This is a genomic window from Melioribacter sp. Ez-97 (genome assembly GCF_051488665.1).
Taxonomy (GTDB): Bacteria; Bacteroidota; Ignavibacteria; order Ignavibacteriales; family Melioribacteraceae; genus Melioribacter.
On record NZ_JBPSEG010000012.1, the window covers coordinates 92,871 to 107,043 of the forward strand.

11 protein-coding genes are annotated in these 14,173 nt (G+C 41.6%); 5 read left to right on the forward strand and 6 right to left on the reverse strand.

The features are described 5' to 3' along the window. Positions 1 to 7: 7 nt before the first annotated feature. Positions 8 to 1,849 carry a DNA primase gene (gene dnaG, locus ACSSWA_RS12575; protein WP_437356913.1) on the reverse strand — a complete coding sequence of 614 codons (1,842 nt, stop codon included), beginning with the start codon at positions 1,847 to 1,849 and terminating at the stop codon, positions 8 to 10. Positions 1,850 to 1,953: 104 nt separating this feature from the next. Here dnaG and ACSSWA_RS12580 point away from each other — a divergent pair, with 104 nt between their 5' ends. From ACSSWA_RS12580 to ACSSWA_RS12595, 4 genes are all read left to right on the forward strand, one after another. Beyond that, on the forward strand, positions 1,954 to 2,481 hold the full coding sequence (locus tag ACSSWA_RS12580; protein ID WP_437356902.1) for a DJ-1/PfpI family protein: 528 nt from the start codon (positions 1,954 to 1,956) through the stop codon (positions 2,479 to 2,481). Positions 2,482 to 2,489: 8 nt separating this feature from the next. Continuing rightward, a complete protein-coding gene (gene ispG, locus ACSSWA_RS12585) occupies positions 2,490 to 4,442 on the forward strand; it encodes a (E)-4-hydroxy-3-methylbut-2-enyl-diphosphate synthase (protein ID WP_437356903.1) in 1,953 nt (650 codons plus the stop codon). A 164-nt stretch (positions 4,443 to 4,606) separates the two neighbouring features. Beyond that, positions 4,607 to 5,719 carry a Nif3-like dinuclear metal center hexameric protein gene (locus ACSSWA_RS12590; RefSeq protein ID WP_437356904.1) on the forward strand — a complete coding sequence of 371 codons (1,113 nt, stop codon included), beginning with the start codon at positions 4,607 to 4,609 and terminating at the stop codon, positions 5,717 to 5,719. A 1-nt stretch (position 5,720) separates the two neighbouring features. Continuing rightward, entirely contained in the window at positions 5,721 to 6,458 is a 738-nt protein-coding gene (locus tag ACSSWA_RS12595; RefSeq protein ID WP_437356905.1) for a zinc ribbon domain-containing protein, read from the forward strand. A gap of 34 nt (positions 6,459 to 6,492) precedes the next feature. Here ACSSWA_RS12595 and ACSSWA_RS12600 read toward each other — a convergent pair whose 3' ends face one another. From ACSSWA_RS12600 to ACSSWA_RS12610, 3 genes are all read right to left on the reverse strand, one after another. Further along, on the reverse strand, positions 6,493 to 7,374 hold the full coding sequence (locus ACSSWA_RS12600) for a shikimate dehydrogenase (RefSeq protein ID WP_437356906.1): 882 nt from the start codon (positions 7,372 to 7,374) through the stop codon (positions 6,493 to 6,495). An 11-nt stretch (positions 7,375 to 7,385) separates the two neighbouring features. Next, the gene (locus ACSSWA_RS12605) at positions 7,386 to 8,798 is read right to left on the reverse strand and encodes a tetratricopeptide repeat protein (protein ID WP_437356907.1); all 1,413 of its coding nucleotides are present in this window, start codon (positions 8,796 to 8,798) and stop codon (positions 7,386 to 7,388) included. A gap of 98 nt (positions 8,799 to 8,896) precedes the next feature. Next, positions 8,897 to 10,123, reverse strand: coding sequence for a galactokinase (locus ACSSWA_RS12610; RefSeq protein ID WP_437356908.1), 1,227 nt, complete (start codon positions 10,121 to 10,123; stop codon positions 8,897 to 8,899). A 158-nt stretch (positions 10,124 to 10,281) separates the two neighbouring features. Here ACSSWA_RS12610 and ACSSWA_RS12615 point away from each other — a divergent pair, with 158 nt between their 5' ends. Further along, entirely contained in the window at positions 10,282 to 11,106 is an 825-nt protein-coding gene (locus tag ACSSWA_RS12615) for an SDR family oxidoreductase (protein WP_437356909.1), read from the forward strand. Here the strand turns inward: ACSSWA_RS12615 and ACSSWA_RS12620 are convergent. Together ACSSWA_RS12620 and ACSSWA_RS12625 are read right to left on the reverse strand one after the other, a co-directional pair. After that, positions 11,103 to 11,555, reverse strand: a complete 453-nt coding sequence (locus ACSSWA_RS12620; RefSeq protein WP_437356910.1) for a hypothetical protein — start codon at positions 11,553 to 11,555, stop codon at positions 11,103 to 11,105. The two genes, ACSSWA_RS12615 and ACSSWA_RS12620, sit on opposite strands and share 4 nt — an antisense overlap. Positions 11,556 to 11,866: 311 nt before the next feature. Beyond that, complete coding sequence (locus ACSSWA_RS12625) at positions 11,867 to 14,068, reverse strand: inorganic phosphate transporter (RefSeq protein ID WP_437356911.1); 2,202 nt, start codon at positions 14,066 to 14,068, stop codon at positions 11,867 to 11,869. Between the last annotated feature and the right edge of the window lie 105 nt (positions 14,069 to 14,173).

Genomic DNA, 14,173 nt, shown 5'->3' on the forward strand with positions numbered 1-14,173 from the left:
TTTCAGCTCAATTGTTCAACAGTTCTTTCTTTTGTTCGTATAATTCCTTGTTGCGTTTAAGCAATTCCAGATGAAGCATTTCGTCGTTGTTTTTTTGAATCAATTCGTTGTTGCTTTTTATTTCTTCTTCTATTTTATAGACGAAGTAATTTCTTACGGTTTGAACTGCGTGTTCCAGCGTGTCTTTTTCGAGTTTTCCGCTTATATAAAAATTATCCCATTTATCGCTGATAGTCGATATCTGCTCGTCCTTCATCAGCCAGAGCCGTAAAAATTCTCTCAAATTCTCATCCGTTATATGGTCGAGAATATTGGCGGTCGAAACGTTGTTCTGCTTGTGACATTCGGCTACGATTTCGGCAATCTTTTTCAGATTAGGATGGCTGAAAGATTCCGAGCCGACTTTTTCGAGGATATAATCGACAATCTCTTCTTTGCCGCTCAATAAAAGGCGCGCCAATTCGCGTTCGTACGGATTTGCCTTTTGAGCGGCGGTTACATTCGGTTTTGAGTAACCCGGCGCGGCGGCTTTTCTGGTTTCCGTTCTTCCGGAAGCGTTCTTACGAAATTCGTCCAATTCTTTTTCGATCAGTTTTTCGCGCAGATTGAATTTTCGGGCTATCGATTTGATATAAAAATTCAATTTCAGTTCGTCTTTAACCAGAGCCAGACTTTTAATAATTTCCCTCAAAGCAGCTGCGGAAGTAGCCGGGTCGTCGAATTTCCCTTCCGATGCGTACTTGGAAGTCGTAAACTCAAAAAAATTCTGAGCTTTTTGAAGTTGTTCCTGAAATTTTTCCCGCCCGTGTTTTTTGATGAAAGAATCCGGGTCTTCGCCTTCCGGAAGCGAAACCACTTTAATGTCGAAATCGTGTTTCAAAAGAATTTCGATGCTTCGCAAAGCCGCGTTTTGACCCGCGGCGTCGGCGTCGAATAAAACATAAATATTCCTTGTGAATCTCGAAAGCAGCGTCACCTGTTCTTCTGTCAACGAAGTGCCGGACGACGCGACAACGTTTTGAACTCCTTCCTGAAAGAGCGAAATCAAATCCATATAACCTTCCACCAGAATCGCTCTGTCGAGTTTGCGTATTTCTTCTTTCGAGTGAAAGAGTCCGTAGAGAACTTCCCTTTTGGAATAGATCGGCGTTTCGGGAGAGTTGATATATTTTGCGGCTTTTTCGGAATCGTCCAGTATGCGCGCGCCGTATGCAATAATTCTGCCGTTGGTCGAATGAATCGGAAAAATTATACGACCGCGCAGCTTGTCGTAATATTCGCCGTTTTGTTTCGTATCGATTAATCCGAGCGTTTTTGCTTTTTGAAGGTCGATGCCGTTTTGTTTTGCAAAAGTCAAAAAGTTGTCCCACCCGTAAGGAGCGAACCCGATATTGAACAGTTTTTGCGTCGGCGGTTTGATGTTTCTTTTGACAAGATAGTTTCTCGCTTCTTCGGCTTCTTTGCTTTTATGCAAAATTTCGGTAAAATATCTGACCGCCGCCGACATAATGTCGTAGAGTTCTTCCTGTGCTTTATATTTTTCTGAATAACCGCTTTCCGGCTCGATCGGAATTCCCACAAAGTCGGCTATTTCCTGAACGGCTTCCACGAACGAGATTTTTTTGAATTCCATCATAAACCGGAACAGGTCGCCGCCGGCGCCGCATCCGAAACAGTGATAAATCTGTTTTTCCCTGCTGACCGTAAAAGAGGGCGTGTCTTCCGAATGGAAAGGACAGAGCCCGACGAAATTCTTGCCGCGTTTCTTTAAAGAGACTTCCCGGCTGATCACGTCTACAATGTCCGCTGCGTTTCGTATTTCGTCTATCTTTGCGTCGGGAATTCTCATTTCCACAAACCGTTTCTTATCATTCCTGTAAACTTAATTCTTTAATCGGCACCGAATCAACATTGCCCGTCAATTTTAATATTGTTATTTTAGCGATAACCATCATGGAAAGAAATTTTTTGATTCCGAAAAGTCTGTTATTATTTATCCCTCAAACCGATTTCAGCGAAGAGGAATATCTCGCAATTACGTCCTTGCTCAAACGGGAGCGGATTAATTTCTTTATTGCTTCGGATGCAACGGGAATTTGCGTCGGTTCTTCGGGGTTAAAAGTAAAAAACGACATACAATTATACAACATTCATCCGGTAAATTTCGGAGGATTGATAATTGTCGGAGGCTCAGGCGCCAGGAACTATAAAGGGAATCAAAAACTGATAAAAATTGTTCAGGAATTTAACCGGTTAGATAAACCGATCGGAGCAATATGCAGCGCGCCTTTAATTTTAGCGAATGCGGGAGTCTTAGGCGACTTTGCCGTTTGTTATCCTTCGGACAAGCCCGAACTCGAATCGTTAGGAGTTCAATATAAAGACGTACCGGTCTTCGCAGACGGACGCATAATAACGGCGCGCGACCCGAAAGCGGCTGTCGAATTCGCCGAATCGTTCGTCGGTTTAATTAAAAAATGACAATATCAATGGATATAGAAAAATTCAAATATTGCGTAAGCGCAACGAGATACAAACGGTATAAAACGAGAGAAGTTAATATCGGCGGCGTTCCGCTCGGCGGCGACAATCCGATCAGAGTCCAGTCGATGACCACTACGGACACAATGGATACAATAGCCACGGTCGAACAATCGATTCGCATGATCGAAGCAGGCTGCGAATACGTTCGTATTACCGCGCCGAGCATTAACGAAGCTCGCAATCTGGAAAATATCAAAAAAGAGCTGCGCAAGAGAGGATATAAAACCCCGCTGATTGCCGATATTCATTTTACTCCGAATGCGGCTGAAACAGCCGCGCGCATTGTAGAAAAGGTGAGAATCAATCCGGGCAATTATGCGGATAAAAAGAAATTCCAGAGAATCGAATATACCGACAAACAATACGAGGAAGAGATCGAAAGAATACGCGACCGGTTTGTCCCGCTCCTTAAAATTTGCAAAGAATACGGCACTGCGATTCGAATCGGAACCAACCACGGTTCTCTGTCGGACAGAATAATGAGCCGTTACGGCGACACTCCTCTGGGAATGGTGGAATCGGCGCTGGAATTTGTCCGTATCTGCCGAGACGAAAATTTTCACGATATCGTCCTTTCGATGAAAGCCAGCAATCCGCAAGTAATGGTACAGGCTTATCGACTGCTCGTAAACAAAATGGAAGAAGAAGGGTTCAATTATCCTTTGCATCTGGGAGTAACCGAAGCCGGGGACGGCGAAGACGGAAGAATCAAATCGGCTGTGGGAATCGGCGCATTATTAGAAGACGGTTTAGGAGATACGATTCGCGTTTCTTTAACGGAGGAACCCGAAAACGAAATACCCGTTGCAATTACCCTGGCAGGAAGATATGCGGACAGGAGCGGACACGAATCGATTCCTTCAATTAAAAAGTCCGTTATCGATCCCTTCAATTACAAGCGGCGCGAAACTTTTGAAGTGTCTGATTTCGGCGGCACCAACGTTCCGAAAGTTATTGCCGATTTTGCGTCGGTCGATTTAAATAAAGAAAGTCAACTCGAGCCGATCGGATACTCATACGACGGCGAAACTGACAAATGGAATTACTCCGACCAATCCGCGGATTATATTTATCTTGGCAAAAAAATTCCCGCCTTTAATCTGCCGACAAATCTCAAACCGATTCTGGATTACGACGAATGGATAAAATCGGAAAACAAAACCGAATATTTTCCTTATTTCGGTTCGGCGAAAGACTTTGCTCAGGCGATTTCAAAATCGTTTGTGATGAATTTCGTCGAAATCAACATTAACGACATAAAAAACAAATCGCTCGAAATCATCAAGAACGACCCCCGCATTATATTCGTTTTAACTACCGGTAATCTGCACGGAATGGCAGAGCAGAGGAGGGTCTTCTTTCACTTAATTGAAAACGACATTAAAAATCCGGTAGTCATTCGCCGCAGCTACTCTACGGACGATGCGGAAAAGTTAATGCTCTACTCGTCGACCGATTTGGGCGCTCTGTTGATAGACGGACTGGGAGACGGCGTATGGATCTCTCCATCCGGGGAAACAGGCGAAAGCAAGACCGCCGAATTAATCAACAGATTGTCGTTCGGCATATTGCAAGCCACGCGCACAAGAATATCCAAAACCGAATATATAGCATGTCCTTCGTGCGGCAGAACTTTGTTCGACCTTGTCGAAGTGACGAACAAAATCCGTAAACGAACCGAACATTTGAAAGGGGTTAAAATTGCCATAATGGGATGCATCGTAAACGGACCGGGCGAAATGGCAGACGCGGACTACGGTTATGTCGGTTCGGGTCCGGGCAAAATTACGCTCTACCGCGGGAAAGAGATAGTTAAAAAGAATATTAAGTCGGAACGCGCTCTTGACGAATTGATCGAGTTAATAAAAGAAGACGGAAATTGGGTCGAAAAAGATTAATTTTTAGACGGTATTGAAATTGAAGACCGGAAATCATATTTTTGTACATAATTATGGACACATTTAGTTACAAAACGAAAATACCAGAGTCGTACAGTAATAATTCTTAAAGGTAAAAATGCACTCCAATAAAATCGGGGTGCATTTTTTTTGTATATATATATATGAAAACAGGCGAACTGATAAAATATCTTGAAGACTGGGCGCCAAAGGAAGCCGCCTGGGAAAGAGACAACGTCGGCATTCAAATTGGCTCCCGAAACAAAGAATTGAAAAACATTCTGATATGCCTCGAACTGAATCGCGACGTTGTTTCGGAAGCCATCAAAAAGAAATGCAATTTTATTTTTACGCATCACCCGCTTATTTTCACCCCGCTTAAAAAACTCGAATTCGACAAAGACAATCTGATTGAAAAAATTATAATACACGGCTTAACGGTCTATTCGGCTCATACCAATCTCGACTTTACCAAAGGCGGCGTATCGTTCGCCCTTGCAAAAAAATTAAATCTACAAAATATCGAATTTCTTCAGAATGCCGATTCGAATCGCGTCAAAATCGTTGTTTTCGCGCCGGAGGAATCGGTCGATACGCTTTCAGAAAAATTGTTCGAAACGGGCGCAGGTATTATCGGCGAATATTCAAAATGCAGTTTCCGGTTAAAAGGAGAAGGCACGTTCCGTGGGAGCGAAAATTCTAATCCCGTAATCGGGAAAAAAGGCTCATTCGAAAAAGTATCCGAAATGCGGCTCGAATTGATTGCCGAAAGATGGCTCCTCCCGAAAATACTCGACGTTATTGACAGGCATCATCCTTACGAAACGCCGGCGTTCGATATCTATCCGCTGAAAAACGAAAACGAAAATTTCGGAGCCGGCTGTATCGGTAATTTGCCTGCAGAGATGACGCCTTCGGATTTTTACGAACACGTAAAAAAATCTCTGAGGCTCGAATCGTTCAGATATTCAAAAGGGAATCAGAAAAAAATTCATAAAGTTGCCGTTTGCGGCGGTTCGGGCTCCGAACTTCTCGGACGCGCAATTGCTTCGGGAGCGGACGCGTTTATTACAGCCGATATAAAATATCACACGTTTCACGACGCTCTCGACAAAATCCATCTTATTGACGCGGGACATTACGAAACAGAGGTTGTTGTACTCGACGAAGTTAAAAAGAGGATTGAAAAATTTATAAACGACAAAAAAATTAAAGTATACAAATACACGCGCAGCACAAACCCGATAAAGTTTTATAAACATAAAGGAGATAAATAATTTGTTAGAACGATTAACAGTACTCTACGAATTACAGTTAATTGACGACCAACTCGACCAACTCGAAGAGTTGAGGGGAGATCTGCCCGCAGCCGTCAACGAACTCACTTCCCAAATCGAAGCAATACAGGAACAAATCAACTCCAAAGAAGCCGAAAAGGAAGATTCCCTCAAAAAGAGAAAAGACAACGACGAAGAAATAGAACGTCTCCGGACGAATTTGAAAAAATTCAAAAGCCAGCTTTATCAGGTGCGAAACAACAAAGAATACGACGCTCTCACAAAAGAGATCGACCATGCGGAGGAATTGATTAAAAAGCTCGAAGAAGAAAACATAGAACTCGAAAACCTGATCGAAAAACTCAAAGGCGAAATAGAAGAAATAAGACCGCAGCTCGACGCTCTTAACGAAGAGCTCAAAGTAAAAGAAGCCGATTTAAAGCAAATTATAAAAGCAAACGAAAGAGAAGAAGTAAAGCTAAAGGAAATCCGTGAAAAAACGGCGGCGAAAGTAAGAAAACCCGATTACAACACTTACATGAGAATCCGGAAAGCGCTCGGCGGCAAAGCCATCGCTACTATCAACAGAGCCGCCTGCTCGGGCTGCCACAATATCGTTCCGCCTCAAAGACAATTGGAAATAAAACAAAACAAACGGCTTTATTCCTGCGAATCGTGCGGCAGAATTATAGTTTCGGCGGAAGTAGCAGAGGAAGCTCAGAAAAGAGTAAAATTATAAAAACTTAACGCCCCGCTCAGCAGCGGGGCATTTTTTAATTATTTATCAAATACGATTCGATTGCTTTGTAAATTTTATCTTTCGGCATTTCTTCGCCCGTCCACAATTCGAACGACTTTGCTCCCTGCTCGACAAACATTCTCAATCCGGTAATAATACGCGCGCCCCGCGACTCGGCTAATTTCAACAATTTTGTTTTAATCGGCGTGTAGACAACGTCGAAAACAATCTGTTCTTTATTAAAAGATTCGGGTATGGTCGTGGCTGCGTCGTCGATATCGGGAAACATTCCCATCGATGTGGTGTTTACAATCAGCTTGGAAGAATTGAACGTATTGACCAAATCCGGCGGCACAAGCGGGTAAGCTTTAATATTATTGAACAGCATTTTGGTAGAGAAATATTCTTTCAACGACTCGGCAATCTGTTCCGTTCTGTTGACAATATTAATCCGCTCCACTTTGAAATGTCTGATTAATGCATAGATAACGCTTCGAGCTGCTCCGCCCGCCCCTATAACAGTAACCACGGAATTCTGTAATTCTTCCTTATAAGGATTCAAGGATTCAATTACGCCGAGAACGTCCGTATTATAACCTCTTAGAATGCCTTCGTCGTTGACTATCGTATTTACCGCCCCGATAATATTAGCTTCTTCGGAAATATCCTTCAGCAGCGGAATTACTTTTTCCTTGAGAGGAATTGTAACGTTGAAACCCTTTATGCCGAGAGCAATCATGCCTTTGAGCGAATCTTTTAAAAGCGTCGGAGGCACGTCGAAAGGCAGATATATATAATTGAGCTTTGTCAGTTCGAATGCGAGATTGTGCATCAAAGGCGAAAACGAATGTTTAATCGGGTGTCCTATGATTCCGATAATCTTTGTATTATGATTGAACTTATTTTGAGTTTGCATGTCGGAAGAAACTATTTATTGTCGTCGATCAGTTTATTGAACAACTTGGAAGATTTGATTTCGGGATAATCATTCGTAAATTCGGTTTTGATATTCGGATCAAGCTCAAAAGCTTTTTTGAGAAATTCGATTCCGTCCTGAGTATGACTGAGCAGAAAATTTATTTTGGCAATCGAATAATAAGCTCGCGCGTAATTTTTGTCGATACGGATGCATTCTTTGTAAGCTTTCAGCGACTCGAGCCAATTGCCCACTTCGAAATAAGCTTCTGCAAGTTTCAGCCAGCCGTTAAAATTATCGGGATCTATTTCGACTGCGTTTTTATAACTTTCGATCGATTCGTTCAATTTACCCAGCGAATATTCGAGGTCGGCTTTTGCATACCAGGCGTCCACGGGCTCCGAAGCTATTGTAATTGCTTTATTGAAATCTCTCAGCGCCAGCTGGAATTTTCCCGTAGCGTCGTAGCAATTTCCTCTGGCAAGATACGCCTCGTAATAATCCGGATCGAGATTGATGGCTTCGGTATAACATTTAATCGCGTTTGCAATCGAGCCCATCTCCTCGTAAGTCTGCCCTAAATTGTAATAAATGGTTTCGTCGTCGGGATCGATTTTAAGAGCTTTCTTATAAGCGGTCATCGCCTGTTTATATTTGCCGGTTTTATAGTAAGCGTAGCCGCAATTGAACCAGGAACTCGAAAAATCGTCTTTAAGAGCGATCGAAAGTTCGAATGCATTGATCGCTTTTTCGAATTCTTCCAGACGAAGGTGAACGATTCCTTTATTGTACCAGCCGGCGTAATTTTCCGGGTCGCCGTTAAGATACATTTCGTAAGCTGCAAGGGCGTCTTTAAGTTCGCCCATCGATTCATAACAATATCCCAATTCGTACCAGACTTCCAGATAGTCGGGAGCTTTTTCAACCGCCCTTTTGAAATACGAGACGGCTTTGTAATATTTTTCTTTTTTTTCGTAAAGCGTTCCGAGATTATAGAGTATTTCTTCGTTGTGAGGATCGATGGCGAGCGCCTTTTCAAGCGACTCAACCGCCTCTTCGAACATGCCGAGATTGTCTTCCGCAATGGCGATATTGATATGAGTATCCACGTCGTTCGGATTGAGCGACAGAGCTTTACGGAAACAATTATAAGCTTCGGTAAATCTGAACATATTGTTCAGGAAGACGCCTTTAAAATGCCAGATTTCATAATTATAAGGCGTAATCTGCAATAATGCGTTTGTAAGATATAGTCCGTCCTCTACGAGATCGTAGTCGATGCACAGTTGAATGGTATCTTCTATTAAATCAATATTCGTAAGAATTCGACCTTCGTTAATGATGTTTTTGCAGGCTTCGATTTTTTCTTTCAATTCTTCGTCGCTGTATTCGGAGCTGAAACCGTCGAAAAAGTTATAATCCATTTACTCTCCATAAAATTCACGGGAAAATGTATAATTAAGGTTCATTAAAATCAAGTTGAATTTGTCGCCGAAATTTTGTTAGCGCCTCGTATCACACTTCAGATTTTTTCCAAATCTTTCGAAGTGTATTCTCTCATGCCCTCGGCAGGTTGAAAGCGATATGCAATCAACTCTTTTTTGAATTTTTCGTTATATAATTTTTTAATATGATCGATATAATCCGCCGCGCATTCTTTTCTAACGAGCTGAAACGTGCTTCTGTATTGAGAGCAGCTTATCATTTTGGAGCCGTAGACGCAGTCGATATTTTCAGAATTGCGCACTATAAAATCGCACGAATCGTCGCTCAATTCGTAATCCGCCGACAAACTCCAGTGCGATTGCGATATTATTTTGCCAAAGGCTCTGTAATCTTTCTTTTTCAGAGCTTCTATCGCTTCTTCAACTCGTATTCTTTCCCGCACGTTATAGAGAATTCTGTTGAATATCCTTCGGGGCAGCATATGAATATGTCTCAGCAAGAATTCCAGATTTACGTCGCGTAAATTTTTGATGCCCCAGATATAAAGTCTCAATCCTTTGACGCCGATTTCGCATTCTTCAATTCTTTCGTTGCAAATCGACAGCGAATCGATAATTTTATTCCGCGTGTCGAGTATAACAAGGTCGTACTCTGAATTGTAGTTGTATTGTTTTTCCTGCAAAGTTCTCAAATCGATAAAAAAGAATTTATTCTTTTTGGAATTTCGGATTGTATGGTGCTGCGCGACATTTGAAATTTTGCCCAGCAATTCGAGTTCGTTATTATGAACGTAATTCAATAATCCGTCGGTATTCAAGCGAAACGCTTTCCTGAGCGCGCATAAGAAACCTATTTGTATCGAAGAGAATTTGCCCAGCCCGATACAATCGGGAGCGTCGTTTACAAAAAGCGCTTCGAAACCTCTGTTGATCAGATTATCGGCTTTCAAAAGCCGGACAATACCTACCACATATTTGAAATAAACGTCGGTTTCCGCAGGTATTTCAAAAAAATTAAATTCTCTCGAAGTCCCGTTAATTGCGTTGTAAATTTTTATTTCGTAGTCTTTTCTCTTTCGCAAAATTACGGTTGTATAAGAATTCAGAGGCGCCGATAACAAAATTCCGTCGTTATAATGCGTGTGGTCGCCAAGGATCATCAATCCGGTCGGAGCCGTTATTCCGACAGCGTTCCTTGAATCGCCGAATACTTCTTCAAACTTTTGTTTCGCTTTTTTCAGCGATTCCAGAGTCTTCGGTTCGATATCTTTTTTTATCAGCACTTCTTCCGTCATATTTCTCATAAATTCACCATCATAGAGAAAAGAATATTATTGTCTTATTAAAAATACAAAATTATCTCTTTATTTCACTTACGGAATTTAATAAAAAATTTTTCTTCATAAAGATATATTGTCCTGATAACTTATTATATTTGCATTTAAAATAAATACGGTGGAATATGAACGGAAAAACAATACTGATTACAGGTTCAACGGACGGAATCGGAAAACAAACCGCCGACGAATTGGCAAAAAGAGGTTATAATATAATTATTCACGGCCGCGACAAGAAGCGTATCGAAACGACCGTGGAAGGACTCAAAAAGAAATATCCGCAAGTTAAAATCGACGGCATTCAAGCTGATTTATCCTCGCTCCGCAATTTAGTAAAATTGAGCGAAGAAATTAAACAAAGCTGCCCTCGAATCGACGTTCTGATCAACAACGCCGGAGTTTACTCGCAAAAGAAGGTGTTGACCGGAGACGGCTACGAACTAACTTTTGCAGTAAATCATCTGGCTCATATGTTATTGACTTATCTCCTTTCGGACGTCATCGCCGAGCCGGGCAGAATTATAAACGTCAGTTCGATCGCTCATCAGAACGGAAAGATCGACTGGAATAATCTTAACGCGGAAATTCATTACGACCCTTACGGCGCATACGCTCTGTCGAAGCTGGCAAATATTATTTTTACGATTGAATTGGCTAAACGTCTGAATAACAAAAATATTACGGTAAACGCGCTGCACCCGGGAGTAATCGACACAAAACTGTTGCGGGCGGGTTTCAGCATTAAAGGAGATTCGTTGGAAAAAGGAGCCGAAACTTCGGTCTATCTTGCCGATTCGGAAGAAGTTGCAAATATAACCGGGGCTTATTTTATAGATAAAAAGCAGGCGCGTCCCTCGTCAATCTGCCATGACGAAAATTTGAGAAAAAAATTCTGGGACGTCAGCGCCGAAATGATCGAAGCGGCTACGGGTGTTAAAATTGCAATTTAATTCCAGGCTGTCTTCTCGGCTTTGAATTTGATTTCGTATTTTTTCGTATAAGTATTGTTGAACATGCTCAGTTCCATCCGGATTCCTTTGCCCGTAATTTTATAATCCGCCGCGCTCAAAGTATCGACTTCAAGATTCTTCGTAGCGCATTTGTCGAGAAATTCGCCGAGAGCTTTATCAGCTTGGGCTTTGTTGTTGTACATAAAATCGACCTGTATTTGAAATATTCCGTCTTTATCGGCAATAAACGCCATTCTTGCTTTATTGTTTTGGTAGAAGATGCATTCCATAGCGGGATTGCTTTTGTCGTGGAATTTCGGTTTGCCGAATTTTTTAATGACTTCGCCGCTGCTTCTGCCGATGAATTCGCAGAGCGAGAGATCCTGTGAATAGAAATTTGCCCCGAGCGGAAGAAGGAAAATCAACAGGAAACCGATTGATTTCCTCATATCCACCCCTTTCTTATTTATATATCGAAATTAATTTTCGATTTTCAGAAAGAGGTATTTTACGCCACTAATATATCGTATAATAAATAGCCGATAATGTAGACTACGCTTACGCTCAGAATTCCCATCAGGAAATAGAACGCTAAATCGTTTAGTTTCTGATTATTTGCCTCCATATGCCCCATATCAGTTTTAACTTACATTGCTAATTACGATTTTTTTCTTAAAAATTCAAACCTAATCCTAATTTATCCGAAGTTATTCAGGATACGTTATCTTTTTATCCTTGTGTTCACTTCTTTATTTCGAATTTATTTTTTCTCGCCGTTTTTCAGAAATTCATTTATCGCTTTCAGATTATCGAGAATGTCTTCGGTCTTAAAAAGAATATTAAGGAACAAAAGGTTCGTCCTGGCTTTCAATTTTCCCTGTTTGATATATTTAATCTGGCTTTTGTCGAGCTTGCGTATCAAATCCTTCGCTTTTTCATATCTGTCGTTAAAATTCTTTTTCTTCTCCGGGTCGAAGGCTTTAACGACTGACTCGAGAGCGTCTTTTAAATCTTTCAAATCTTCTATTTGTTCTTTAATTAGTCCGGAGTGATTATTGTCGATATGTTCGAACGCTTCTTTGGCGATATCTCTTAAATTCTGGGCGGCGTCGCCGATAGCCGTTACCGTCTTTCCGAATTCGACATTATCTTCCAATCCGTCGACAAATTGAGCGCTGTACAACAGTTTATTAATCAGAACCGCGCTTTCTTCTTCCAGTTCTTTAGTTTGCTTTTTCGATTTTTTTAATTTATTCCGTTTTTCAGCCGATAAACCAGTGCAGATTCCGGAATAAATTTTATCGACGTTTTTCAGATAATTGTCGAGGTTTTCTTTGAACGAATTCGACAGAAATGCTTTCTCTTCTTCGAGCAGCGATTCTTCGACCTTTTTAACTTTCTTTTCTCTCTTGCGATGAAGCAGATTAGTGCGCACAATCGAAAGGGCGACAAGCGCAAAGATAATAATAACCGCCGCAACACCTCCGTAGTAAATCAGCGCGGCAATAGCGCCGCTTATTGCAACCGCGATAAAAGCCGTAAAAACCCAGCCTGCAATAACGGTTAATACTCCGTTAACGCGGTAGACTGCGCTGTCGCGTCCCCAGGCTTTATCCGCAAAAGATGTTGCCATTGCGACCATAAAAGTCACATAAGTTGTCGAAAGTGGAAGTTTATACGACGTGGCTACCGAAATAAGACTGCTTGCCACCATCAGATTGACCGTAGCGCGGATGTAGTCGAATGCCGGACGTTCTTTTTTCTTTAATTTCATGTATTCTGCTTTGTTGACGTCGAAACGTTTATCCAGTTTTTTCAGGTATTTCTTCGGAATGATTTTTTTAATTGTGTAGCCGGCATTCAATCCGATTCTTACAATGTTTCTGGCAAGAGCCGACGATTCGAATTTTTCGTATCCTTCGAACTGCCTTCCCAAATTAATCTCGGTTTTCGTAACCGAGCGGGCTTTTTTATTGAGCCAGAGAGTTCCGATCATAATAAAACCCGCCAGAACAAGAATAACCGAATTTGCTTTGACCGGCTCTTTCAAAGCTTCCATTGTCATATTCAAAGGATTATCGCTCATCGAAGCTATCTGATACGAATTCAAACCAGCCAGCGGAACTCCGATAAAATTCACAAGGTCGTTTGCCGCAAATGCCAACGCCAGCGAGAATGTCCCGATCAACACAATCGGTTTTAGAATATTAATCTTCGTAAACCAGAGGAGCAATTGAAAAACGACCGTCCAGAAAATTACGCTCGCCAGCAATACTGTTTTAGTGTGGGATAGAATCCAGTCGACGTCTTCTTTAGAAAGAAACGTTGTGCCTTTGGCTCCTTTGATAAAAATAAAATAAGTAATTGCGGTCAAAGCCAGCGCGCCCCAGATTGCGCCGTATTTTCTGAACCTTTCTTTATAGTCAAATGTGAATATCAATCTCGAGATAAATTGTATTACGGAGCCTGCTATAAAAGAAATAAGCACGGACAAGAATATTGCGGAGAAGATGCCCGATACGCGCGCGGTATTTATATAATTTCCGATTTCATCTATGCTTTGTCCCGCTTCGGAAATTTTAATAAAAGATACGGCAAGACTTCCGCCCAACAGACCCGATATGAGAGACACGGTTGTGGAAGTCGGAATTCCGAAAGTATTGTACATATCGAGCAAAATAACGTCGGTAAACATAACGGCTACGAAAATCGTCATAACGTCGCTGAAATAGAACATTTCGGGATGAAAGATTGCTTTGCGCGCCACTTCCATCATACCGCTGGAAAACAATGTTCCGACTACAACGCCGAAACCGGCAACTACCAGAATAATATGCCTTGGAGCCACTTTCGAACCGATGGCGGAATTAAGAAAATTGACGGCGTCGTTTGCAACGCCAACGATCAAATCGGATATAGCCAGCACAAAAAGTATTATTATGAATATCAGGTATGTTTCCACAATAAATCTCCGTTTTGGTCTGTTTTTTCAAATATTTCGAGGATGATATCGGATTTTGAAAATTTTGGAGAGTAATCTAATAAATTATATTGATTAATCGAAAAA